Annotated in this window: 19 protein-coding genes, 1 tRNA gene and 3 pseudogenes; 12 read left to right on the plus strand and 11 right to left on the minus strand. The window is 63.4% G+C overall.

Going from position 1 to position 24,680, the window contains the following annotated elements; translation table 11 throughout:
- Positions 1–112 precede the first annotated feature (112 nt).
- The 4 genes from PD885_RS21125 to PD885_RS18925 all read right to left on the minus strand — a co-directional run bounded on the left by PD885_RS21125 (position 113) and on the right by PD885_RS18925 (position 3,402).
- Complete coding sequence (locus PD885_RS21125) at positions 113–412, minus strand: hypothetical protein (protein WP_082244272.1); 300 nt, start codon at positions 410–412, stop codon at positions 113–115.
- A gap of 125 nt (positions 413–537) precedes the next feature.
- Positions 538–1,011, minus strand: coding sequence for a DUF494 family protein (locus tag PD885_RS18915; protein ID WP_002809362.1), 474 nt, complete (start codon positions 1,009–1,011; stop codon positions 538–540).
- A gap of 43 nt (positions 1,012–1,054) precedes the next feature.
- Positions 1,055–2,191 (minus strand): DNA-processing protein DprA, encoded by a 1,137-nt coding sequence (gene dprA / locus PD885_RS18920; RefSeq protein ID WP_002809360.1) that lies wholly within the window; start codon positions 2,189–2,191, stop codon positions 1,055–1,057.
- Between the two features lie 74 nt (positions 2,192–2,265).
- The gene (locus PD885_RS18925; protein WP_002809358.1) at positions 2,266–3,402 is read right to left on the minus strand and encodes a LysM peptidoglycan-binding domain-containing protein; all 1,137 of its coding nucleotides are present in this window, start codon (positions 3,400–3,402) and stop codon (positions 2,266–2,268) included.
- Positions 3,403–3,533: 131 nt separating this feature from the next.
- Between PD885_RS18925 and def the strand changes: the two genes are divergently transcribed.
- The 5 genes from def (at position 3,534) to PD885_RS18950 (ending at position 9,867) form a co-directional block, all read left to right on the plus strand.
- A complete protein-coding gene (gene def / locus PD885_RS18930) occupies positions 3,534–4,046 on the plus strand; it encodes a peptide deformylase (protein ID WP_002809356.1) in 513 nt (170 codons plus the stop codon).
- Positions 4,047–4,421: 375 nt separating this feature from the next.
- On the plus strand, positions 4,422–5,345 hold the full coding sequence (gene fmt, locus PD885_RS18935; RefSeq protein ID WP_002809354.1) for a methionyl-tRNA formyltransferase: 924 nt from the start codon (positions 4,422–4,424) through the stop codon (positions 5,343–5,345).
- Positions 5,345–6,655, plus strand: coding sequence for a 16S rRNA (cytosine(967)-C(5))-methyltransferase RsmB (rsmB, locus tag PD885_RS18940; RefSeq protein ID WP_088057060.1), 1,311 nt, complete (start codon positions 5,345–5,347; stop codon positions 6,653–6,655). Before fmt ends, rsmB begins: the two co-directional genes overlap by 1 nt.
- A 49-nt stretch (positions 6,656–6,704) precedes the next feature.
- Positions 6,705–8,426: an ArnT family glycosyltransferase gene (locus PD885_RS18945; protein ID WP_002809350.1), complete on the plus strand. Its 1,722-nt coding sequence runs from the start codon at positions 6,705–6,707 to the stop codon at positions 8,424–8,426.
- Positions 8,427–8,589: 163 nt separating this feature from the next.
- Entirely contained in the window at positions 8,590–9,867 is a 1,278-nt protein-coding gene (locus tag PD885_RS18950) for an O-antigen ligase family protein (protein ID WP_002809348.1), read from the plus strand.
- A gap of 109 nt (positions 9,868–9,976) precedes the next feature.
- Here PD885_RS18950 and PD885_RS18955 read toward each other — a convergent pair whose 3' ends face one another.
- Complete coding sequence (locus PD885_RS18955) at positions 9,977–10,801, minus strand: glycosyltransferase family 2 protein (protein WP_002809346.1); 825 nt, start codon at positions 10,799–10,801, stop codon at positions 9,977–9,979.
- Here PD885_RS18955 and PD885_RS18960 point away from each other — a divergent pair, their 5' ends adjacent.
- A complete protein-coding gene (locus PD885_RS18960) occupies positions 10,802–11,860 on the plus strand; it encodes a CDP-glycerol glycerophosphotransferase family protein (protein WP_087946464.1) in 1,059 nt (352 codons plus the stop codon).
- A 72-nt stretch (positions 11,861–11,932) separates the two neighbouring features.
- Here the strand turns inward: PD885_RS18960 and PD885_RS18965 are convergent, their stop codons facing one another.
- The 3 genes from PD885_RS18965 to ribA form a co-directional block, all read right to left on the minus strand.
- Positions 11,933–13,435, minus strand: coding sequence for a PH domain-containing protein (locus PD885_RS18965; protein WP_002809341.1), 1,503 nt, complete (start codon positions 13,433–13,435; stop codon positions 11,933–11,935).
- A complete protein-coding gene (locus PD885_RS18970) occupies positions 13,432–13,908 on the minus strand; it encodes a PH domain-containing protein (protein WP_002809340.1) in 477 nt (158 codons plus the stop codon). Before PD885_RS18970 ends, PD885_RS18965 begins: the two co-directional genes overlap by 4 nt.
- Before the next feature lie 371 nt (positions 13,909–14,279).
- Positions 14,280–15,413, minus strand: coding sequence for a GTP cyclohydrolase II RibA (ribA, locus tag PD885_RS18975; protein WP_002809338.1), 1,134 nt, complete (start codon positions 15,411–15,413; stop codon positions 14,280–14,282).
- A gap of 233 nt (positions 15,414–15,646) precedes the next feature.
- Here ribA and PD885_RS18985 point away from each other — a divergent pair, with 233 nt between their 5' ends.
- Positions 15,647–16,168 carry a GNAT family N-acetyltransferase gene (locus PD885_RS18985; protein WP_002809337.1) on the plus strand — a complete coding sequence of 174 codons (522 nt, stop codon included), beginning with the start codon at positions 15,647–15,649 and terminating at the stop codon, positions 16,166–16,168.
- A gap of 66 nt (positions 16,169–16,234) precedes the next feature.
- On the opposite strand, the gene PD885_RS18990 is transcribed toward PD885_RS18985, so the two are convergent.
- Positions 16,235–17,251 carry a lauroyl acyltransferase gene (locus tag PD885_RS18990; RefSeq protein ID WP_172404492.1) on the minus strand — a complete coding sequence of 339 codons (1,017 nt, stop codon included), beginning with the start codon at positions 17,249–17,251 and terminating at the stop codon, positions 16,235–16,237.
- Here PD885_RS18990 and dtd point away from each other — a divergent pair.
- From dtd to PD885_RS19005, 3 genes and pseudogenes are all read left to right on the plus strand, one after another.
- Positions 17,250–17,690: a D-aminoacyl-tRNA deacylase gene (gene dtd, locus PD885_RS18995; RefSeq protein WP_002809334.1), complete on the plus strand. Its 441-nt coding sequence runs from the start codon at positions 17,250–17,252 to the stop codon at positions 17,688–17,690. The two genes, PD885_RS18990 and dtd, sit on opposite strands and share 2 nt — an antisense overlap.
- Positions 17,691–17,795: 105 nt before the next feature.
- A complete protein-coding gene (gene rpoD, locus PD885_RS19000; protein ID WP_002809332.1) occupies positions 17,796–19,673 on the plus strand; it encodes an RNA polymerase sigma factor RpoD in 1,878 nt (625 codons plus the stop codon).
- A 178-nt stretch (positions 19,674–19,851) separates the two neighbouring features.
- A pseudogene (locus tag PD885_RS19005) lies at positions 19,852–20,182 on the plus strand (DUF6566 family protein).
- A 353-nt stretch (positions 20,183–20,535) separates the two neighbouring features.
- Here the strand turns inward: PD885_RS19005 and PD885_RS19010 are convergent.
- Positions 20,536–21,246 (minus strand): annotated as a pseudogene (locus tag PD885_RS19010) (transposase domain-containing protein); the annotation flags it as partial.
- Between the two features lie 228 nt (positions 21,247–21,474).
- On the opposite strand from PD885_RS19010, the gene PD885_RS19015 reads away from it, so the two are divergent.
- Both PD885_RS19015 and PD885_RS19020 read left to right on the plus strand, forming a co-directional pair.
- A tRNA-Ile gene (locus PD885_RS19015) sits at positions 21,475–21,550 on the plus strand.
- Positions 21,551–21,673: 123 nt separating this feature from the next.
- The gene (locus tag PD885_RS19020) at positions 21,674–23,041 is read left to right on the plus strand and encodes an IS5 family transposase (protein ID WP_088057061.1); all 1,368 of its coding nucleotides are present in this window, start codon (positions 21,674–21,676) and stop codon (positions 23,039–23,041) included.
- A gap of 134 nt (positions 23,042–23,175) precedes the next feature.
- Here PD885_RS19020 and PD885_RS19025 read toward each other — a convergent pair.
- Positions 23,176–24,456 (minus strand): annotated as a pseudogene (locus tag PD885_RS19025) (IS5 family transposase); the annotation flags it as partial.
- Positions 24,457–24,680 lie beyond the last annotated feature (224 nt).

The following is a 24,680-nucleotide window of genomic DNA, read 5'->3' on the forward strand; positions in this document are numbered from 1 at the left end:
CGGCAACGGCAGGCTCCGCCCTATCAAACTAAGCATGTGCAGCGGGGTTAGCAAGCGGCGCAGCTGCGGCCGGCGGGTAACTCACCAGGGGAGCTTTGAACAACTTTTTCGATCAACAACTGAAGCAATCGCCGCTATGCGTAAATGCTTGATTTTCAGTATGGACGATCGTCGTGTTCGAGCAAATTCTAAGCTCACTCGCCACGTCGTGGATTATTCGGAGGTTCTCTCCCAGCACGTTGGCGGGGTAACCCGTCGCCTGCGGCCCGCTGATCGGCACGTCCACAGGCGCATATCCGGTCGGCTCAGGCGTCGCTGGCATTGGTGTGTGGAGCCCCAGCTCGGCAGCGACTTCGCTGAGTGCCACCCATTGCGGCAGACCTTCGCGCCAGAAGGTATCCGAGGCGATCAAGTGATGCGATACAGGCCCAGCAAGCCCTCTTCCGCTACCGGATCGTGCTGATGGGGTTGCCATCGGCTAATACCAACTGCTCATCACCGCCCCCTCGCGCGCGCTTCCGTGGCGTCTTCGAAACGTTAGTTTATGGGTTCAGGCTCGTCCAGGAACATCTGCGTTTCCATCCAGGCATAGGCCGCTTCTGCACCCGGCTGGTTAAACAACACCATCAACACCACCCACTTGAGGTCGTCCAGGTCCAGCTCGTCCTGGTCCAATGCCATGGCGCGGTCCAGCACCAACTCGCGCTGGTCGGCGTCGAGAATGCGGTATTGCTCGAGAAACAGCAGAAATCCGCGGCAGTCGACATCGAGCTTGTCCAGCTCCGGGCCGTGATAGATGCGGACAGGTCCATCAACATGCGGGCGCGCGACGCTGGGCCGCTGCTCGGAGAGCGCGTCCAGCCAATCGAAGGCTTTGCTGATTTCCGCGGGACTGAAGCCGGCTTGGATCAGGCCGTTCTGAAGCGAGTCACGGTCACGGACCAAGTCCGCGTCCTCGCTGAAATAATGTTCAAACAGGTACAACAGTACATCGAGAATGCTCTCTTTCATTGCTCCTCGGCCTGCGTCGCGCGACGCTGTGGAGGTGAAGAAACTAGGGATTGCGGGTATAGCGACCGTGCTCGGTGACCACGTCTCCCTCCAGTTCCATGATCAGTAGCATGGAGGACAGCGCGGCAACCGTCAATCCGGTGCGTTGCACCAATGTATCCATAGGGATTGGGTCATAGCCCAGTGCCTGCCACAAGCGATGGTAGTCGGGGTCCGAACGCGAAGAAGTGGCTTTCGGCGTTGTTCTGGTCAACTCGGCGGGGGCGGCCAGGCGCTCGCGCAAGGCGGCGGCCAATTCGCCTGACAGCAGGCCCAGGCCGTCGATGATTTGGGCAGGTTCCTGTGCGAGGGTGGCGCCTTGCCGGATCAAGTGATGGCAGCCGCGCGCGAGCGGATTGTGCAGCGAACCGGGCAAGGCGAATACCTCGCGCCCAGCCTCGGCCGCCAGACGCGCGGTGATCAGCGCACCCGAGCGCATCGCCGCTTCGACTACCAAGGTGCCCAAGGCCAGCCCGGCGATGATCCGGTTGCGGGCCGGGAAGTGCGCCGCAACCGGCTTGGTCCCGGGCAGGTACTCGCTAACCACTACGCCGCGTGCAGCGATGCGGTCGCGCAAGCGGTGATGGTTAGGGGGATAGGCCACGTCGGCGCCGGTGCCGACCACCGCCACGGTGATGCCGTCAGGGCGAGAAAGTGCAGCCTCGTGTGCGATCGCATCCACGCCTGCCGCCATGCCGCTGACGATGCCCAGCCCGGCGCTCGCCAGACTGGAGGCGAACGCGCGGGTGTGGTCGCGACCTCCCGCCGTGGCCGTGCGGCTACCAACCACCGCGACGGCCGGATGCCACAGCGCGTTCGGGTCGCCGTCGACGAACAACGCTAGTGGTGGATTGGCGATATGGCGCAGCAGGGCCGGGTAGTCCGGATCGTGCCAACCGATCACGTGATGCTGTGGCTGCTCGCACCAGCGCAACGCTGTGTCCAGGGCTTGTTCTTCAGGTGTCTGCAGGTTCGCCGATTGGACCTCGTTGCAGCCAGCAGAGCGCCAGACATCAGGCCCGGCCTCCAGGATCCCGGCTGGTGAAGCGAAAGACGTCAGTAGCGCACGGCGTGGCAGGGTGCGGCCACCAGCCAGGAGCAGTATTAAAAGTGCACGCAAATCGGGAGCGGTCAGGGCCATGCATCCAGCCTAGGCTGCAAACGACGGCGGCGCCCTCAGGTGCCGTCGCGTTACCGCATCGGATTTTGCCGCGCTTACCGCGCGTCTGGATGCTTGACGAAATAACCCAGGCCGGTCGGCTTGACGCTTTCCATCACCAGCGCATAGCTGACCTTGTCGAAGGTGCGGAACACCATCGCATGCGAGGCGTATTCGTCGGGCAGGCCAACGGTGGAGCCGGCCGGGCCGCTGAAGTCATCGTCGGTTCGCGAGAAGCGCGAGTGCTTGATCCGGTCGCTGACCGTGCGGCCTTTGCGCCAGATCGAGAACACCGTGCCGTTGTTGATGCCTTCGCGTGCGCCACCGGAGATGGCGATCACATCGCGCGTACCGCCGACGGTGAACGCATCGGAGATGGCCAGCACGCGCAACTCGGTCTGCAACGCCTGTTCCGACGGTGGATGCGGAATGAACTGCAGATCGTACGGCTGCGCTTCGACTGCGACGATGCGATCGCCGGCCCGCACTTCGCGACCGCTGTCCTGCAACAGCAGCGTCGCCGCCTTGGAGTTGCCGCCCGCTGCGCTGCGAGTGATGGTGCCGACGTTGACCTGCGCCATTTCATAGCCGAGGAACTCACCGCGCGTGCTCGGCGCGATGTAGTTCTTCCAGATGTTGCCGGAGCCAGCAGTGATATTGCCGACCGCATCTAGGTCCTCGTTGTGTTTGGGCAGGCTGAACTTCACCGTCGGGCGTACCACTGCAAAGCGCTGACCCGGCTGTGCGCCTTCCAGACCGACCACGTAGGCAACCTGACCGGTGGTGGCACGCGAACGCCCGCCTTCCAGACCAACCACATACGGCAAGCGGTCGACGTTGTCGGTCACGCGCTGACTCTTCAAAAATGGCTCGACGTCTGCCAACGGAATCGCGTTGATAGGTGCTTCCTGACGCGGGCCGGGCTGAACAGTGCCCTTGGCGACGCGGTCCAGGTAGGCCAGGCTGATCACGTCACCCGGATAGATCAGATGCGGATTCTCGATCTGCGGATTGGCTTGCCAGATTTCCGGCCACAGCCACGGCTTTCGCAGAAAACGCCCAGCGATGTCCCAAAGGGTATCCCCCTTGCGGACCACGTAAGTATCTGGATGTTCGCCCACCGCTTGCGCCGCAGCGTAGGTCGCGACGGTCAGCATCGCCACAGCGACGACCGTACGAAGTCGGTTCAACATGAGTGCCTTCTTGCCTGATTCCCCAACAGGTCCTCCGACTATAGTCCAGAAACCGGGGTGCCACGCAAGCATTGCGCTAGAATGGCACCGTCTTGCCGGCGCTGCGCCGGTGTTTCCAGACGGGTAATCCCATGGCTTTGCTCCCTATTCTCGAATTTCCCGACCCGCGGCTGCGTACCAAGGCAGTGCAGGTCGATGCTGCCGAGGTTACCAGCCCGGCGTTTCAGACTTTGCTCGACGACATGTTCCAGACCATGTACGAGGCACCCGGCATCGGCCTGGCCGCCAGTCAGGTGGACGTGCATAAGCGTTTCATGGTGATCGACGTCAGCGACGAGAAAAACCTCCCGCAAGTGTTCATCAATCCGGAAATCGTGAGCAAGCAAGGCGAGCAGCTGAATCAGGAAGGCTGCCTCTCGGTGCCGGGTATCTATGCCGATGTCAGCCGCGCCGATGCAATCACGGTGCGTTATTTCGACCGTCAAGGACAGGCGCAAGAACTGAGCACCGACGGCCTGCTGGCGGTGTGCATCCAGCATGAAATGGACCATCTGGACGGCAAGTTGTTCGTGGATTATCTGTCGCCGCTCAAGCGCGAGATGGTGCGCAAGAAGCTGGCCAAACAGCGCAAGCATGTGGCCTGACGGCTGGGATTGGGGATTGGAAAAGCGGGTTTTCTGACCGGTTACCGACACCGTTGTTGCCAATCTCCAATCGGGAATCCCGGCTCAATGTTGCGCGTGTCTTGAGGGTATGGCGCATGTCTTCATTGCGACGCGCGGTCCGCGTGCACAGGTGGGTCTGAAAGCCGGCATTGATTCGGGATTGGACAAGCCATTTCCCGCAGAAAGCACCGAATCTTCAGGGGCTGGAAGCGCCTGGTCTGGCGCCAATCGCGCCGGATCCGCCCTTGCGAATCCCAACTCCCGAATCCCGGCCTTACCGTTACGCCGAGTCTCACCCCGGTCGCCGCATCTGCCGTTGCGAATCCCAAATCTTCACTTTCGAATCCCCGCCCAATGAAAATCGTATTTGCCGGTACGCCGGATTTCGCCGTCGCGTCGTTGCGCGCTGCCGCGCAGCGGCATGAAGTGGTTGCTGTCTATACCCAACCGGATCGGCCTGCTGGCCGCGGTCGTGGGCTGACGCCGTCGCCGGTCAAGATGGAAGCGATCGCGCGTGGCATTCCGGTGTTCCAACCGCAGACCCTGCGTTCGCCCGAGGCGTTGGCCACACTGCGTGCGCTCAATGCCGATTTGATGGTGGTGGTTGCCTACGGTTTGATCCTGCCCAAGGCCGTGCTGGCCGCGCCAACCCATGGCTGCTGGAACTTGCATGCTTCGCTCCTGCCGCGTTGGCGTGGCGCCGCGCCGATCCAGCGCGCGATCGAGGCCGGCGATACCGAAACCGGGGTGTGCCTGATGCAGATGGAAGCCGGTTTGGATACCGGCCCGGTGCTGCTGTCGCAACGGCTGGAAATCGGTGAGCAGGAAACCGGCGGGCAGCTGCACGATCGCCTGGCCGCGCTGGGCGCGCAGGTGCTATCCGATGGCCTGGGTTTGCTGCGTGCCGGCATTCGCCCGGTCGTGCAACCGCAGCCTGCCGAAGGCGTGACCTACGCGCACAAGTTGGACAAGGCGCAGGCACGCCTGGATTGGGCACAGCCGGCACAGGAACTGGCGCGGCGCGTGCGTGCATTCAATCCGTGGCCGGTGGCCGAGGCGATCCTGGCCGGCGAGCGCGTGCGCTTGCATGGCGCGGTGGCGCTGGATCTGGCCCACCAGCAGCCGCCGGGCAGGTTGCTCGCGGCCAGCAAGCAGGGCATCGACATCGCATGCGGTGAGGGCGCGCTGCGGGTGCGCGTGTTGCAGCGCGAGGGCGGTAAAGCGATCACTGCTGCCGATTACCTCAACGCGCGCCGCGATCTCCCGGCGCTGCGCTGATGTCGGCCGATACCGCGACCGCCGGCGTTGCCTCGCGCCTGGCTGCGGCACGGGTGCTGACGGCAGTGTTCGATCAGGGCCGCTCGTTGAAGGCCGAACTGGCTGTGACCTTGCCCGGCGTGAGCGATCCGCGCGACCGCGCGTTAGTGGAGGCGATCTGTTTTGCGGTGATACGCCGCCACCCAGCCTACGAGGCCGCATTGCGGCAGTGGCTGGAGCGCCCGTTGCCGCGACGCGATGCCGAACTCAAGGCGTTGCTGATGACCGGCTTCGCACAGCTCGATGTGCTGCAACTGCCGGCACATGCGTCACTGTCGGCTACCGTGGACGCGTGCCGCGCACTCGGCCGACCGCGTCAGGCCGGCATGGTCAACGCGGTCCTGCGGCGCGCGCAGCGCGAAGGGTTTCCGGCGGTATCGGCCGATGCCGGCTGGCCATCGTGGCTTCGCAAGCAACTGCGTGCGGACTGGGGCGATCGCGCAGAGACCATTTTTATAGCGAGCGCGCAGGTGGCGCCGATGTGGCTGCGTGTGCAGCGCTCGCGTACCGACCCCGTCACTTACGTTGCACGTCTGGCCGAACTGGGTATCGGCGCGCAGACCGATACAATGCTGCCCGACGCGGTGCGCCTGCACAGCGCGGTGCCGGTGAGCCATTTGCCGGGCTTTGCCGAAGGCGATGTCTCGGTGCAAGACGGCTCTGCGCAGCAGGTGGCCGATGCGCTGATGCTGGCCCCATCGGCGCGCGTGCTCGATGCCTGCGCTGCGCCCGGCGGCAAAGCGGCGCATCTGTTGGAACGCCATCCCGGTTTGCAGCTCACCGCGCTGGACGTGGATGCGCGCCGGCTGGAACGCGTGCAGCAGACCTTGCGGCGCACCGTACCGAGCGCGCAGGTGGCACTGCATGCCGCAGATACCACCGATACCGAAGCTTGGTGGAACGGGCAGCCGTTTGATGCGGTGTTGCTGGACGCTCCCTGTTCGGCCACCGGTGTGGTGCGGCGTCAGCCCGACGTGTTGCTACATCGCCGCGCCGACGATATCGGTGCCTTGTCTGGACTGCAGGCGCGCCTGCTCGATGCGACCTGGCGCACGCTGCGCCCGGGCGGGCAGTTGCTCTACACCACCTGCTCGCTGCTTGCGCGCGAAAACAAGGCGCAGGTCGAGTCGTTTCTGCAGCGCACCCCGGATGCGCAGGCGCAGCCGTTGGCTGCGCCGTTCGGTCATGCAGCAGGTCCGGGGCGTCAGCGGTTTCCAGGCGAGCAGCACTGCGACGGATTTTTCTACGCGCTTTTGCTAAAAGCCTCTTGATCGCGCGCTGAGTGTAGCGCTCCACCTTTTGCGTCCATTGCGGCCCGACATGCTCAAGACCCGTGCTTCCAAAAATTTCTGGCTGCTGGCCATCACCGCTGTGTTGGTGATCGGCGCCGGCCTGGGCTTGCGTGACCCGTGGCCGGCGGATGAGCCGCGCTTTGCGCTGGTCGCCAAGCAGATGGTGTTGAGTGGCGACTGGCTGTTCCCGCATCGCGGCAACGAGCTGTATTCGGACAAACCGCCGATGCTGATGTGGCTGCAGGCGCTGTGCTACACGCTGCTGGGCAATTGGCGGGTGGCCTTCCTGCTGCCGTCGCTGCTGGCCGCATTGGGCACGCTGGCCTGCGTTTATGACCTGGGGCGGCGGTTGTGGACCCGGCGCGTGGGTGCATATGCGGCCTGGATGCTGCTGTTTACGCTGCACTTCACCTTCCAGGCCAAGAAGGCGCAGATCGATCCGTTGGTGGTGTTCTGGATCACCCTGGCCAATTACGGGCTGCTGCGCCATCTGCTGATGGGGCCTGCCTGGCGCTGGTGGACGCTGGGATGGTTTGCCGCCGGGCTGGGCGTGATCACCAAAGGGGTGGGCGTGATCGCGCTGCTGATGCTGATTCCGGCCGGGATTGCCGCGGCGCGTCGCTGGCCAGGCGTGCGCGTGGATGTGCGCGATCGGCGCTTCTGGCTGGGGCCGCTGTTTTTCTTCGTCGCGATCGGGCTGTGGTTCGTGCCGATGATGGTGGCCGCGCTGACCGCAGGCCAGCCCGAATACCGCGTGTATCTCAACGACATCCTGCTGCGCCAGACCGCCAAGCGCTATGCCAGTTCCTGGGATCATGCGCAGCCGATCTGGTACCACCTGCAGAGCATGGCCACGCTGTGGCTGCCGACCATTTTGCTGCTGCCTTGGGCGATCCCGGCTTGGCGGCGCCGGCTGCGGCGGCGCGATCCGCGCTATCTGCTGCCGCTGGGGTGGTGGTTGTTGGTGCTGGTATTTTTCACCATTCCCAGCGGCAAGCGCGATGTCTATATCCTGCCGGCGCTGCCGATGTTCTGCCTGGCCCTGGCGCCGTTGGCGCCGGGCCTGCTGCGTCGGGTCGGCGTGCAGCGGCTGCTGTTCGGATTCGGATTGCTGCTGGCGGCGCTGTTCAGCGCCGGTGGCGCGGCGATGCTGATCGGGCATCCAGGCTTCGAGCAGAAGATCATGGATAGCCGCGGGGTCGGCAGCGAAGCGACCGGCCCGCTGGGTTGGCTGCTGCTGGCAGTCGGTCTGTGGGGTATCGCCAGCCTGCTGTTGTTGCGGGTGCGCCGCTCCGCGCTTGCGCTGGTCTCGCTGCTTGGCGCGTGGTGGGTGGCGTTCGGTCTGGTCTGCTACCCCATCTTCAACGACTCCAGCTCGGCGGGCGCGGTGATGCGCGAAGCCGGGCACCGCATCGGCCCGGATGCGCAGCTCGGGCTCGTGGCATGGAAGGAACAGAACCTGCTGATGGCCGACCGCCCTGCGCAGACCTTCGGCTTCAAGGTGCCATGGGAAAAACAATTGCAGCAGGGTGTGGCTTGGCAGGCAGCGCAACCTGACCGGCGCTGGTTGATGGCGCAGGAGACCGCATTGCTGGCCTGTGTGGATCGCAGTCGCAGCCAATTGGTGGGAGTTGCCAATCGCCGCCGGTGGTGGCTGGTGCCGGCCGATGCCGTTCACAGCGACTGCGTGGCTGGCTCCAATGAGCGCGCAGTTGAAGAGAAGGAGCAGGGCAACCTGGATTCCGAATGAGGCAGCGAACGAAGCGATCGAGCGCACATCCGTGGTGCCATCTGTACTGCGTCAATGCCCGTGCTGGTTGCTGTCTAGCAAGGATTCATGCGAAGCATCGTTATCTTGGTCCGCTGCCGATGCCTGTCGTCTGCTTTGCCTCCCTTTCTCCACCGATGTTTCGATGAATTCCTTGCGCACTCAGCCCGCTTCGCTCCCGCAGTCTGCCCCTATCGCATCGCGGGTAGGCGTGGGTATCGCCGAGCTGGGCGTGTTCGCGTTGACCGCACTGGTGGTCAGCATGCCGAGCGGGCTGCTGCCATTCGGCCTGTGCTTGTTGCTTGGCTCGCTGGTCGGTTGGCGCAGCCTGCGCGTGGGCATCGCCTCGTGTAGTTGGTCGTTACGCGCACTGTGCTGGCTGACGGCAGCGGTGATCGCGATGTCGCTGCTGTCGATTGCGTTGTTCGAACACGGGCTGCGCGATGTCGACAACCGCTCGCGCTTTCTGGTGCTGCCATGGGCGGCGTTGTGGGCTTACGCATTGCAGCCGCGCCAAGTCTGGCTATGGCGCGGCGCGCTGACCGGTGTGTTCGCGGCGATGCTGATTGCCATGCTGCAGGTGATGAACGGTGCCGACCGCGCGGAAGGTTGGACCAATGCGATTGTGTTTGCCGATATCGCGCTGATGTTGCTGGTGGTGGCGGTGTTCTGTCGCCCGGTCGGCAATGTGCGTTGGTTGGTGGGCGCCGCCATCGCCACGGTGATGGTGATCGTGCTCAGCGGCAGCCGCGGTGTGTGGCTGTCGTTGCTGGTGACTTTGGGCGTGTTGATCTGGGGGGCGCCGTGGCACAGCGCACGCATGCGCTTGCTGACTTTCGTCGGCAGCGCGGTACTGGGAGTGGGCGTGGTCGTCAGCGTGCCGGCGTTGACCGATCAGATGCGCCTTGGCGAGTTGCAAAGCGATTTGCAGCGTTACGAAGTCGGCGACAGCGATTCGTCTGCCGGTGCTCGTATCGAACGTTTGCATGTGGCGTGGGACACCTTGAGAGCGCATCCGTTGACCGGCGTCGGTGTCGGCCGTTTCGATGATGCGATGCGCGAACTGCCGGTATGCGCAGACGATACTTGGTTGCTGCGCTGTCATCTTGGTCACGCGCATAACGATCTGGCTGAGTGGGGGGCGACCCAGGGCATCCCCGGGGTGCTGCTGCTGATCGCGGTCTATGGCGTGCCGCTGTGGGTCTTTGTATGCCTGCATCGACGCAGCGGGCAGCGTCAGTTCCGTGGCCCGGCAGCGGCCGGTGTGATGATCGTGATGAGTTACGCATTGTGCGGATTGACCCAGTCGATGTTCGCGCACCAAGTATCGGCGAGTTTCTACACGGCGATGGTGGGTGTGCTGTCCGGCTTGGCGGCGCGCCAGGCGCAGCAGGCCGCGGCTGGCGCGGCTAACAAGGCCTAACTTCCGGTGGGTGCGGATCTCGCGCTGACAACCGGAATGTAGCCGAGCGCTGCGGATTCGAGGTGCCGATCGCAGCCTGGCGTGAGTGAGGTGGTGGTGTTAGTTGCTTTTAATCGCCGCGCTGATCGTCCGCCCGCGGCGGGTCCTGCACCGGTTGATCGTGCTGCAACAGCCACAGCACGATGGTCTTCTGGCGCACGTAGTTGGCGCGTACATAGGCGTAGATCAGCCCGTGCCAGCCGTCGCGAAACCCACCACGCAGCAGATAACCGCGCCAGAAACGCCAGGCCGGTGCCAGCACCAGCTTGCTCCAGGTCGCGCGTTTGCCGCGGGCGTACTCGTGCTCGGCCATCATTTGCGCGTAGCGCTGGGTCTTGGCCAATTGCTGCGCCAGGGAGCGATACGGATAGTGGATCAAGTCGCCCGCCAGCGTCACCACGGCCCCATCGACACTGGCCGCCTCATGGATCTGGCGATTGCCGCGCCAGCCGCCACGGCGTCGATCGAACAATCGCAGCACCCGATCCGGATAAGCATTGCCATGGCGCAGGAATCGGCCGAAATAATCCGATAACCGTGCGAACCGATAGCCGGCCGCATTGGCGAAGCCGGCATCGCGTGCGGCAACGATCGACGCGCGCAACGCGTCGCTCACGCGTTCGTCGGCATCCAGGCACAGCACCCAGTCGTAGCTGGCCTGCCCGACACAAAAAGCCTTCTGGCTGCGATAGCCGTCAAAGACGCACTGCAGTACGCGTGCGCCCTGCGCCGTCGCGATTGCCACAGTTGCATCGGTGGAGCCGGAGTCCACCACCACGATCTCGTCGCAGAACGCCAGCGAGGTCAGACAGTCGCGTAGGCGATCGGCCTCGTTGAACGCGATAATGCAGGCGGAAATGCAAGGCCGTTCGTCGGGTGCGGTCGAAGAGGACATGTGATGGCCGAATACCTGCTGTTCGCAACGGAGCGTTATGCGTTGCCTATTCTGGCGCCATTGGCTCAGGCATTACAGGCCTCCGGTCACGCGGTGTCGGCCTGGTTCGAGGGCGGTGCACGCGGGCTGGTGATGCCGGGTGTGCACGAGGTCGGCCTGCGCGATGTGCTGGCCTTGCGTCCGCGCGCGGTGTTCAGCGCGGCCAATTGGGTGCCGCCGTTTATTTCGGGCGCCAAGGTGCAGCTCTTCCACGGTTTCAACGTGCAAAAACGCCAAGACAATCGCGGGCATTTCCGCGTGCGCGGCTTATTCGATCTGTATTGCTCGCAAGGTCCGGCCACTACTGCGCCGTTCCGTGCGTTGGCGCAGCGCGAAGGGCATTTCGCGGTGGTTGAAACCGGCTGGCCCAAACTCGACCCGGTGTTCGGCGACGATGGCGGCCGTAGCGCCGCACTGCGCGCGCCAGCCAGCGGTCGCCCAGTGATCCTGTTCGGCTCGACCTTCACCGAGCGCTTGAGCGCTGCGCCGACGCTCTACGATGACATCGCCGCCGATATCGCACGCGGTGCGCATTACTGGCTGCTCACCTTGCACCCCAAGTGCGCACCGGAATTATTTGATCGCTATCGCGCGCTGGCCGGTGCCAACGCACGTTTTGTCGAGCCCGAACAAGTCATGGCCGCGCAACGTGCGGCCGATGTGCTGGTCTCGGACACCTCATCGATCGTGTCCGAGTTCGTGGTGCAGCACAAACCGGTGGTGACCTTCCGCAACCGGATGCCGCAGCCGCATATGCTCGACTTTCGACAGCCTGGGCATTTGCCGCAGCATCTGGCGCGCGCGCTGGCGCCAGATGCGGAGCTACGCAGCGCGCTGACCAGTTATGCCGACGCGATCCATCCGTATCGCGATGGGCAGTCTTCCGAGCGGGTGGTTGCAGCGACCGAGGATTTCATTGCCGGCAAACTCGGCATGCTGCGGCGCAAGCCGTTGGGTGCGCTATGGCGTGGTCTGCAGATTCGCCGCGAGCTTGGTTATTGGGGTCCGGCGCAGCGCTGAACGTGATCAGCGACAACGCGCGTGTCGATATGTTCGCCCCGTACTCATCGCCGACCTGATCATGAAAGCCGATCACCAACGCAGCTTGCGTCGCGCCAGCGCCGCGTCGAGTTGCGCCTGCAGCGCCTGGGCCTGGGCAAACGGCACAAAGCGCAGCCGCAAGTCTGGCCCGGTCGGGCTGGCGCCGGCAGTGTCCAGCCAGAGCGTGGCGGTGCCTGACAGGCGATCCAAGGGCGAACGTTGCAGTTGCAGCGCCTGTAATTTGTCCAGCTCGGCCAGCCGCCACCAGCGCTTCCACCAGCCGCCACGCACGGCCACGTAGCGCGCATCCACCGCATAGCCCATGTGCTGCATTTGGCGATGTGCCTTGAATGCACTCCACGGCAGCCACAGCAGCAACCACAACGCTTGACTGCCCCAGTGCCAGGCCAGGCCGGCCACCACCGGCGGCAGCAGCAACAGTGTTGGCAGACTCAATCGCCACCAGCAATGCGTGGCGATTGACTGCCACTGCGCGGGGGGCCAAGCAATGCCGGGCAGCAGGCGCTGCAACAAGGCATCGCAGCGTTGCGGATCGACGATCGGCGCGAGCTCTTTCAAGGCGCTGCCTTCGTTATCGCCAGAACCAACCACTGCGGTGTCCACACGCAATCGGCGACGGCCGAACAGGCGATGCAGGCGGCTTTCGTATAGCGTCCACGACTGGATACGCCGCAACGCAACGCTGCTACGAATACGCGTCAGCAGCCCGCGTTCCACGGTGAGGCGGCGCTCGGATTCGCTCAGACGAAAGCCGTAGTACTGCGCCGTCGCCAAGGCCACCGACAACGCGCGCATCGCGATCAACACAGCCAAAGAGCCGATTACCAGCAGCGCGGCGGTCACTGTGGCGCCCGGATGGATCTGGCTGACATAGCGATACGCCAGCTCGCCGTTGTGTTCGACGAAGTTGGATACCGCACGGCGCGGAATCATCTGGTAGCTCACACCGAAGCAGGCAGCCACCACCACCATACCGCGATTGGAAATCAGACCCAGCCGGATCACTTCGGCCATCGGCAAGCGCAGCAAGGTGCTGTCGTCTTCGATCTGCGGTGCAGTGGCATCGGCGTCATTGGCGCGGCGACGGATCAGATCTTCCAGCGCTAATGCCTGGTCCAGCCGCAGCACGCGCATTTGCGCTTCCGGCTTTCGGCCACCGGCCGATTCCAGCCGCACTTCGGCCACGCCAGCCAACCGATGCAGCAGCGATTGATGCACCACCACGTTGTGGATGCGGGCGAACGGAATATCGCGCCGGCTGCGTTCCAGCAGGCCGCTACGAATCGCCACGCCATCGGTGCCGATGCGGTAGCGATAGGTGAAGTAACGCAGCACCGAAATCGCCACCAGTAGCGCGATGACCACACAGGTGGCGATCTGATCGGCGAAATCGCGAGTGCCGTCGCGGCTGCCGAACAGGATCAATGCCGCCAGCGGAATCAGGAATTGGCGGATCTGCTGCAGCAACACGAACACCCACGACAACGGATGCAAGCGCTGCTCGTCGCCGCCGCAATGTTCGATGGCACTCACAGCGCATCGTCGTCGTGATCGAGCTGGCGGGCCAGGCGGTCGCGTAAGCGCTCGGCATCGCCCTGATCCAGCCCCGACAGCGCCACCGCGTTGAGCCGGCTGCCGGCGGTGTGCACCACCAGCGTGGTCAGCTGCGTGGCGCGTTCGATCGGGCCGCGGCGCAAATCCACGTGCTGCACGCGCGAGATCGGAATCCGTGTATCGCTTTGCCACAGGTGGCCGCGTTGCAGCGCTAGGCCGTGGGGGTCGAGTTTCCAATGGGTGAGCCGATGCCGTTTGACTGCGAACCAGGCACCCAGCAGCGCAGCGCCCAGGGTCAGGCCGAGCATCGCCGGCCAATAGTGCCAGGCGTGCAGCACCGTGACCGTCACGCCGGCCGCGAACAGGCTCATGCATCCGCCGCCGAGCGCGCCGTTGAGCGCCGCCACATAAGCGCCGCGTCTCGGTAGCGATTGCCACTGCGTGTGGTTCACAGCCTGCGCCTCTGCCGGAGCAGGGTGGACGATGACGTCGGGGGGCGGCGGTGGAGCGTCGTGCACAAGGCGGGCCTGCAGAAGCGGTTCGCAAGCATAGCCGGCTGCCAGGTGAGCGCGCATCCGGTGCAGGCAGCCTTACTCCACCGATGCCTGGGTGTCCTGGACGCACGCTGCTCGCTGTGCAGGCAGCGTAAGAAGCGGCGTAAGAAAACGCACGCGGGCAGGCGGTGAGCGGGCCTGACAGAGGCCGCGCCACCATTCGGCACGTGCACTCGGGCTGAACAATGGCAACTGCCACAGATACGCTGCAGGTTGTGCAACTGGTCCACGCTTATCGGCAAGGTGCTGACGACGATGCCGGAGCGAGCTTACCGAGCCGCCAAGAGCAGTGCGTCCACATCCAGCGCATGCCCGGCGCGCGCTGACTTTGTGCGCAGGTACTGTTCGTTTTCGGCGGTGACATCGCCGGTGATCGGGATGCGGTCTTCGACCGCGATGCCGGCCGCGCGCAGGCGTTCGGCTTTGGCGGGGTTGTTGGTCAATAAACGGATTCGGCTGATGCCCAGGCCACGCAACATCGCGACCGCGCTGCCGTAGCGGCGCTCGTCCGAGCCGAAACCCAGTTGCGCATCGGCATCGATGGTATCCAGGCCTGCATGCTGATAGCCGTAGGCACGCATCTTGGCGGCGATGCCGGTGCCGCGGCCTTCCTGGTCCAGATACAGCAGCACACCGCCGCCAAGCTCTTTTAACTTGGCCAGACCATGCCGTAGCTGGTCGCCGCAATCGCATTTGAGCGAGCCGAACAAATCGCCGGTCAGGCATGACGAGTGCACGCGCACCGGCACCGCGGCCTTCAGGTCCGGCTGGCCGACCACGATCGCTACCTGGTCGCGCTGCGCAACGCCGCCGCGGAACACCACAAATTCGCTCAAGCCCAGGCCGCGCAACGGCACCGATGTGCGGGTCACCAGTTCGTAGCCGGCCGCCGCGGATTTGGCGCAGCCGGTGCCTAGGTCGTCCAGCGCCAGCGATTGGCAGCCGGCGAAGGCGGCATGGTCGTCTGCGTCGCGCAGGTCAACGGCCAGCATCGCCGGCAGTAGCAATCCCAGCCGCGCGATCTCCACCGCGCCTGCGTCAAGCGCGTCGCCGGGCGTCCACTGCGTCGGTACCGGGGTATCGCGCAGATAGGCCAGCGCGGCAAGTTGCTCGTAGCTGTGCTCGACCAGGTCGACGCGCGCACCTTGCGGCGCGCTCAATCCCAGTACCTGGGCGCGGGTGGGTGTAACAAACAGGTAGTAGCAACCCTGCGCGGCGCGTGCGAATGCCGCAAACGACTGCGCCGTGCTGCTGTCTAACGCCAGCACCGCGCGCGCCTGCCCGTGAGCCGCGGTCAGCAGCACTGGGCGGCCGGCGCGCAGTTCAGAGGCGGCGCGCTCACAGCGGATTGCCGCCGGGTCGCCGAAGGCTTGTGCGTTGGGGGAGGGGACGGGGCTGCTCATGCACGACTCCAGATGGGGATTGCCACGGCCGCTTCAAGGCGGCCGCAGCCGCGGCCATGACGTGATCGCGCGTGCCATTGTCGCGTGGTTGGCAACAGGCAGTCGCCACGACCGGGTAGAACGCTGCATCCAGCGGCTGCAGATTGGGTGGCGGTACAGATTGGATGGCAGCCGCGTTGTTGATCGCCCGGCAATGCTTTTTAATCAAACGACTGCCATAGCTGATGGATCCCATGCATCTCATCGATTGCAGCGAAGCGCGTCATGCCAGTGCCATTCTGGACATCTTCAACGATGCCATCGCCCATTCGACCGCGCTCTACGACTACCGGCAGCGGCCGCCGGAGAGCATGGTCGGCTGGTTTGCTACCAAGCGCGCGGCTGGCTTTCCGGTGATCGGGGTCGAGGACGCCGACGGCACTTTGATGGGCTTCGCCAGCTACGGTACGTTTCGCGCCTGGCCGGCGTTCAAGTACAGCGTCGAGCATTCGATCTACATGCATCGCGATCATCGCGGCAAAGGGCTGGGGCGGACTTTGCTGCAGGGCTTGATCGCTGCGGCAGAAAAACATGGGGTGCACGTGCTGGTTGGCGGCATCGATACCAGCAATCAGGCGAGCATCGCCTTGCACGAACAGCTCGGCTTTACCCATGCCGGCACCTTGCGCGAGGCCGGTTTCAAGTTCGGTCGCTGGCTGGACCTGGCGTTTTATCAGCGGATTTTGACCACGCCGAGCGATCCGCACGACGATTGAATGTTCGGTGGTCGTTGCCGACGCCGACGCGGCGCGTTGCGTCATCGGACCTGCCTTCAGCCGGAGTCAGTGCGGGTGCCGCTCCGTTGCATAGGGATTGGCCTGGCCACTGCCCGGCGGGCGCAGCGTGTAGCGCTTGTAGGTCCACTGATATTGCGCCGGGTCGCGCCGGGCGATCTGCTCGATCCCCGCGTTAAGCGCACTGGCCGCGCGCACCGGGTCCGGGTCGGCTACCGCCGGGTCGGCCGGTTGTACATGTAGTGCGAACTGCAGGTCTGCATCGGCACGTTCGCACCAGCCGTACAGCACGATCGCGCCGGTACGTTCGGCGAGCCGGTTGACCAGCGTCATCGTCAGGGCCGGAATGCCGAAAAACGGCGCGAACACGCCATCGCCCATCTTGGGCTGCTGGTCGGGCAGAATGCCGACCGCGCCACCTTCTTTCAGCACTTTGAACAGCTGCCGCACCGCCGGGCCTTCGGCACGTACCTGGCGCACGTTGTCGCCACCGCGTGCCAGTTGCAGGAAGCCGTCCACCGCCTCGGACTCCGGCGGGCGGTACACGATCGCGATCGGCCCGCGCTCGGACAACCACTGATTGAGCAGTTCCCAATTGCCGAAGTGCGGCGCGGCCACGATCACCCCACGCCCGGAAGCCAGCGCCGCGTCGTAGAGCTCCTGGCCGTTGCGTTGCAGCCGCACCAGATTGTCGGCAGGCGGGCGGGTCCAGGTGCGCAGCACTTCCAGCGTCTGGCGCGCCGTCGATTGCAGGACTTGGGCATGCAACTGCGCGCGCTGTTCGGCGCTCAGTTCCGGATACGCCAACTTCAGATTGCGACGTGCCACGCGGGCCTCGCGTGCATTGAGCTTGCGCCAGCTCCAGGCCAGTGTGTCGGCCACGCGTTTGAGCAGCGGCCACGGCAGGCGGCCTACGATGGCGGCGGTGGCGTAAAGCAGACGAGCGCGAACATCAGGTTTCATCGGCGCAATTCTAAACAGCGCGGCCGGGGAAGGCCCGCGCGTGACAGCGCCAGGAGCGCTGGGCATGCTGCGCGGCACAGTTTGCTCACCAGGAATGTCGATGCTTGCACTGATCCAACGCGTCACCCGGGCCTCGGTCACGGTCGATGCGCAGACCGTCGGTCAGATCGGCCCCGGGCTGCTGGCTCTGGTCGGCGTCGAGCCCGGCGACAACGGCGCGCAGATCCGGCGCTTGGCCGAGCGCATGCTCGGCTACCGCGTGTTCGCTGACGACGCCGGCAAAATGAACCGCTCGCTCACCGACACCACTGGTGACCTGCTGTTGGTCAGTCAGTTCACGCTGGCCGCCGACACTAGCTCCGGCAACCGGCCTGGTTTCAGCACCGCCGCACCGCCGCAGGAGGCTGAACAGGCATTCAATCAATTGGTGGCGATTTGTCGCGAAATACATCGCGGCGGGGTGGAAACCGGGCGCTTCGGTGCCCATATGGTTATCGACCTAGCCAACGATGGCCCGGTGACCTTCCTTCTCAGACCCTAGCCAACGCTGCACCAGCGGTCTCGTCTTGAACCCGGCAGACGGGACTTCACGCTGGTATAATGCTAGGTCTTCTTTCCAATCTCAAAGCCGGTGGCGCGAGTACTCATGGCCAACGAACGTCCTGCCCAGCAATCCGACATCAAGCTACTGATCAGCAAGGGCCTGGAACAGGGCTATCTGACCTACGCCGAAGTCAATGACCATCTGCCCGACGACTTGGTCGACCCGGAGCAGATCGAAGACATCATCAGCATGATCAACGGCATGGGCATCGACGTCCATGAAGTTGCGCCTGATGCTGAAACTCTGTTGCTCAACGCTGGCAACAGCGGCAATCGCGAGGTTGACGACACCGCAGCCGAAGAAGCTGCCGCCGCGCTGACCGCGCTCGATACCGAAGGTGGCCGCACCACCGACCCGGTGCGCATGTACATGCGCGAGATGGGGACGGTCGAGCTGCTGACCCGCGAAGGCGAAATCGCCATCGCAAAGCGCATCGAAGAAGGCCTGAGCCAGGTCCAGGCAGCACTGGGCGTATTCCCGCTGTCGACCGAAATGCTGCTGGCCCATTACGAAGCGCATAAGGAAGGTAAGAAGCGTCTGGCCGAGATCGTGGTCGGCTTCAACGACCTGATCGAAGAAGCTGATGCGGCCGCCACCGCGCTGGCGGCTGCTGGCCCCGTCGCCGCTGCCGATGACGAAGCGGTAGAAGACGACGATGACGACGACGGCGATGACGACGCTGCCGAAGAAGAGGCCGGCCCGACCGGTCCGGACCCGGTGGAAGTCGCAACGCGCATGGAGAACTTGGCCAACGAATACGCCAAGTTCAAGAAGATCCATGCCAAGAACGGCACCGAGCACAAGCTGGTGGTCAAGGCGCGCGAAGACATGGCCGCCATTTTCACCACGCTCAAGCTGCCGCTGCCGTTGACCGACGCGCTGGTCACCCAGCTGCGTGGCGTGGTCAACGGCATCAAGGATCACGAGCGCAAGGTGCTACACCTGGCAACGACTGTGGCTCGCATGCCGCGCAAGGATTTCATTCGTTCCTGGGAAGGCAATCAGACCAACCTGGAATGGGTGGAGGACGCACTCAAGCGCAAGCAAAAGTGGTCGTCGGCACTGCGCGACGTCAAGGATCAGATCGTGTCCGACCAGCAGGGCTTGATCGAGATGGAGAAGGCTAGCTACTTGACCCTGGCCGAGATCAAAGAGATCAGCCGCGCGATGGCCTATGGCGAAGCCAAGGCACGCAAGGCCAAGAAGGAAATGATCGAAGCCAACCTGCGTCTGGTCATCTCGATCTCCAAGAAGTACACCAACCGCGGCCTGCAGTTCCTCGACCTCATCCAGGAAGGCAACATCGGCCTGATGAAAGCCGTGGACAAGTTCGATTACCTTCGCGGTTTCAAGTTCTCGACGTATGCAACGTGGTGGATCCGTCAGGCCATCACCCGTTCGATCGCCGATCAGGCGCGCACCATTCGTATTCCGGTGCACATGATCGAAACGATCAACAAATTGAACCGCATTTCCCGTCAGATGCTCCAGCAGTTCGGCCGCGAGGCCACGCCGGAGGAACTGGCCAAGGAAATGGACATGCCCGAGGACAAGATCCGCAAGGTGATGAAAATCGCCAAGGAGCCGATTTCGATGGAAACCCCGATCGGCGACGACGAGGATTCACATCTGGGCGACTTCATCGAGGACACCAATGTGGAGTCCCCGATCGACAACACTACCAACATCAATCTCTCCGAGACGGTGCGTGACGTGTTGGCTGGTCTGACCCCGCGCGAAGCCAAGGTGCTGCGGATGCGCTTCGGTATCGATATGAATACCGATCACACGCTGGAAGAAGTCGGCAAGCAGTTCGACGTTACTCGCGAGCGAATTCGTCAGATAGAGGCCAAGGCGTTGCGCAAGCTGCGCCACCCGAGCCGTTCAGAACAACTGCGCTCGTTCCTGGATATCGACTGACACCACAGTTTCAGTCGTGCTGCGATCACTCAACAGCCCCGCACTCGCTGGGTTGTTGGGTTATGGGCGAAGCGGTTAGCTGTGTTTGATCAGTCATCACAGTAGGGCACGACCGTCGGGGGTGGCATGGGTGCAGCGGACTTTACGCATCGGCGACGAACCAACACGGCGCCGCAGCATTGGACGGCGGTTTCTTCCAAGCTCACGTTGCGTTTTGGCCACGACTTCTAAGTTGGTGGACGAATGGAAACGGGATCGTCTTTATGAGTAGGCAAAGCCGCTTTGAAACCACCAAATACCGCGAGCATGAGATCCGCGTCCGCGCCGCGCAAGTAGCCCCGGACGCCAAGTGGACGCTATGGGTCGACGTCTATGCCCTCAGCGGCGAGCGCCAGCCGCGCATCGGCGGCCAGGAGCCGAGTTGGGAGACCTATCAAGATGCCATTGCGCATGGGTTTGGTGTAGGTAAGCGGTTGATCGATGCGCAGCTTGAGATGGCGAATGCGTGACGGGCTGCGATTTGAGATTTGTGGATTCAGGATTGCAGAGCTTAGGTTTCTTGGCAAACTCGGGCCATGCACCGCAGGCAATCCGATACGCGAGTCCGCTTCGTTCGATGCTTTAGTCAGCCATCAACTGATGGGTTGGTGTGTTGAGCGCTCAAAAAGTCCAGCCCATGCCGTAATGCTGTTCACTTAAGCGGGGCAGCCTTTCGATCCACCGGATAGCGGGGTTTCGAAATCTTCACCGTCCTTGGCCGCGCAGGCCTTGGACAGTTATTACGGAACAGGGCTGCGATGCCTGAGCGAAGCTGGGATAAGCGCCGGCCTGTGGTCGGGTCGAGGCTTGATTGGCTGCTGCACGCCGGTGTCAGCCAGTGGCGCGCAGCGCCGTTGCGCGAAAGAGCCAGCAGTAGATCAGCGCTTCAGAAGCTTTTGTCGAACAAGGTGACTGAACGGTCGGGAATCTTCTGCAAGAACGGTTCGGTCAGACGTCTCTCACTGCACGGTAGGGGCTCAGCTGGGCATCGAGCAAGACATGTGAGTGGACGTTCATTAGCGTAACCAGTGGCAGCATGGGAAACGGCGTTCGACGGTCTGTGCCGGCGTTGCCGGAGCCAAAGTGTTCGCACAGTTTTTCGGTGTCCGGTGTCCGCAGCAACGCACCATCCACGGCAAACAGCTGTGATCCCCACTCATCACCGCGGTAGCGCGCGCAGCCCCACTGCGTCCCTATCATTGCAAACAGGGATTTAAAGGGATTTAACCGGATCAGCGACTAGCTGGGCGCGTGCCTGACTGATGCCCCTTCGGGCCAGCAGATCTTCCGAAGCCAGCACCTACGCGCAGAGATTCAGACGGTGTGCGGCGGCGTGCACCGGCTCGTCGCGGAACAATGCCACGCCCAGCACAAGCCACCTGATCACTCGGAAGACGCCGACGCCGGATGCTGGTCTGAGACGACAGTTTCAGCGCACTGCCACCCATTCCACCAGAAGGTTCTGGGGAACGGTGTTCAGGTCGGAGAAGGGGAATAGGTCGCCAAGGTCGAACAGCTGGTGTTGAAAAGACACAAAAAAATCCGATGCCAGAGATCTGGCATCGGATTTTCCGTAACTCAATTGCTTAAGTGAACAGCATGACGGCATTGCCGGGCTTTTTACGCTCGCATAGTGGGAGCGTTACCGTAGGGCAGCGTGGCGACCTGATGCCACAGCAGACAACGATGCGCACAGACAGGTAAACTTTCCCGTCAGCTGGAAGGTCCGAGATGCCCCCCGCATCTCGCAACCAACCACGCCGGGCCTATAGCTCAACGGTTAGAGCAGAGGACTCATAATCCTTTGGTTGAAGGTTCGAATCCTTCTGGGCCCACCAATAAAAAGTCGCCCCTGAAAAACCCCAACCACCCAACGACCGCAAGGCCTTGATGTCTGCACCGGCGTGCCAAAACTACCAGTGTTCGCTACGCTGAAGGCTGGTTTCTTGCAATTTCCGCCCATGCGTACACGCCGTCCTGCTGCCGAAGACATGCCTGCCGATGAGTTGTTTCGATCGCGGCTGGAGAACCAGATCGATCTGCGTCATCCGCTGGCGCGGCTGAGCCAACGGATGCCGTGGACGGCGTTGGAGCAAGCACTTTCATCGCGCTTGCCGGCCACCCAGGCCGGTGGCGGTCGGCCGGCATTGCCGGTGCGGCTGATTGCCGGTTTGCTCTACCTCAAACACGCCTACGACCTGTCCGATGAAGCGGTGTGCGAGCGCTGGCTGGAGAATCCGTACTGGCAGTTCTTCACCGGTGAGGTCGTGTTCCAGACGCGCTTGCCGTGCGATGCCAGCTCGCTGACGCGCTGGCGGCAGCGCCTGGGTGAGGCCGGGATGGAAGAGCTGCTGGCGCACACCATCAACGCCGCACATGCGATGCAGGCGGTGGACGCACGCGAGTTGTCGCGGGTGATCGTGGACACCACGGTGCAAGAGAAGGCGATCGCCTATCCGACCGACAGCCGTTTGCTGGAGGTGGCACGCAAGAAGCTGGTTTTAGTGGCCAAGCGGCACGGCATCGGATTGCGGCAGAGCTACGCGCGGCAAGGCCCGGCCCTGAGCCGCAAGGCAGGTCGGTATGCGCATGCGCGCCAGTTCAAGCGGATGCGGCGCATCTTGCGACGTCAACGCACAGTGCTGGGACGGCTCATGCGCGACATCCAACGCAAACTCGATCAGGTAAACACCGGCGTGCGCGAGCGCATCGCTGTCTGGCTGGAACGTGCGCAACGGCTGTACACGCAGCGTCCGAAGGACAAACAAAAACTGTACGCATTGCATGCCCCGGAAGTGGAATGCATCGGCAAGGGCAAGGCGCGTCAAGCGTACGAATTTGGCGTCAAGGTCGGCATTGCAGTCACCGCCTGCAAGGGATTGGTCGTGGGTGCGCGCAGCTTCCCGGGCAACCCGTACGACGGCGATACCTTGGCCGAGCAGCTGGAGCAGACACGCGGGTTGCTGCAGGATGTGAGCGTAGAACCGACGGTGGCGATCGTGGACCTGGGCGATCGCGGGCGCGAGGTCGATGGCGTGCAGGTCCTGCATCGCGGCAAGGCCAAGACGCTGACGCGACGGCAATGGCGCTGGATCAAGCGACGGCAGGCGGTGGAGCCGGTGATCGGACATCTGAAAGACGACTGCCGGTTGCGTCGCTGCAGGCTGAAAGGTGCCCAAGGCGATGCGCTGCACGTGCTCGGCTGCGCCGCCGGCTACAACCTGCGTTGGCTGCTGCGCTGGATCGCGTTTTTGCGTGCCTGGATGCGGGCGATGGGATGGTCATCCTTGAGCGCCGTGCCGCTGTCACCGACGGCACTTTGCGCTTAAAGGGGATTTTTCAGGGACGACTAAAAACAGGCACTTGGACGCGAGTCGAAGTGCCTGTTTTGTGGGCTTGGGAAAATTGTTGGGAAAATTCAGCGCCGTCGTGGAGGTTTCACGACCGGCAACTCGTGGTCGTACAAAAACGCGATGCAGCGCAGGTTGTAGCCGGCGGCGCAGCCGAGCACGTGCAGCGCATCGCCTTGGGCACCTTTCAGCCTGCAGCGACGCAACCTGCAGTCGTCTTTCAGATGTCCGATCACCGGCTCCACCGCCTGCCGTCGCTTGATCCAGCGCCATTGCCGTCGCGTCAGCGTCTTGGCCTTGCCGCGATGCAGGACCTGCACGCCATCGACCTCGCGCCCGCGATCGCCCAGGTCCACGATCGCCACCGTCGGTTCTACGCTCACATCCTGCAGCAACCCGCGTGTCTGCTCCAGCTGCTCGGCCAAGGTATCGCCGTCGTACGGGTTGCCCGGGAAGCTGCGCGCACCCACGACCAATCCCTTGCAGGCGGTGACTGCAATGCCGACCTTGACGCAGAATTCGTACGCTTGACGCGCCTTGCCCTTGCCGATGCATTCCACTTCCGGGGCATGCAATGCGTACAGTTTTTGTTTGTCCTTCGGACGCTGCGTGTACAGCCGTTGCGCACGTTCCAGCCAGACAGCGATGCGCTCGCGCACGCCGGTGTTTACCTGATCGAGTTTGCGTTGGATGTCGCGCACGAGCCGTCCCAGCACTGTGCGTTGACGTCGCAGCACGCGCTGCATGCGCTTGAACTGGCGCGCATGCGCATACCGACCTGCCTTGCGGCTCAGGGCCGGGCCTTGCCGCGCGTAGCTCTGCCGCAATCCGATGCCGTGCCGCTTGGCCAGTAACACCAGCTTCTTGCGTGCCACCTCCAGCAAACGGCTGTCGGTCGGATAGGCGATCGCCTTTTCCTGCACCGTGGTGTCCACGATCACCCGCGACAACTCGCGTGCGTCCACCGCCTGCATCGCATGTGCGGCGTTGATGGTGTGCGCCAGCAGCTCTTCCATCCCGGCCTCACCCAGGCGCTGCCGCCAGCGCGTCAGCGAGCTGGCATCGCACGGCAAGCGCGTCTGGAACACGACCTCACCGGTGAAGAACTGCCAGTACGGATTCTCCAGCCAGCGCTCGCACACCGCTTCATCGGACAGGTCGTAGGCGTGTTTGAGGTAGAGCAAACCGGCAATCAGCCGCACCGGCAATGCCGGCCGACCGCCACCGGCCTGGGTGGCCGGCAAGCGCGATGAAAGTGCTTGCTCCAACGCCGTCCACGGCATCCGTTGGCTCAGCCGCGCCAGCGGATGACGCAGATCGATCTGGTTCTCCAGCCGCGAACGAAACAACTCGTCGGCAGGCATGTCTTCGGCAGCAGGACGGCGTGTACGCATGGGCGGAAATTGCAAGAAACCAGCCTTCAGCGTAGCGAACACTGGTAGTTCTGGCACGCCGGTGCAGACATCAAGGCCTTGCGGTCGTTGGGTGGTTGGGGTTTTTCAGGGGCGACTATTTATGGCGATCCATTCAATGAGTGCAGCAGCATTGCAGCCAATCCGCTACTTACTGCTAGCAGACTCATAATCAACAAAAACTTGGCGTAACTATAATTAACGAA

The organism is Xanthomonas fragariae (assembly GCF_900183975.1).
GTDB lineage: Bacteria > Pseudomonadota > Gammaproteobacteria > Xanthomonadales > Xanthomonadaceae > Xanthomonas > Xanthomonas fragariae.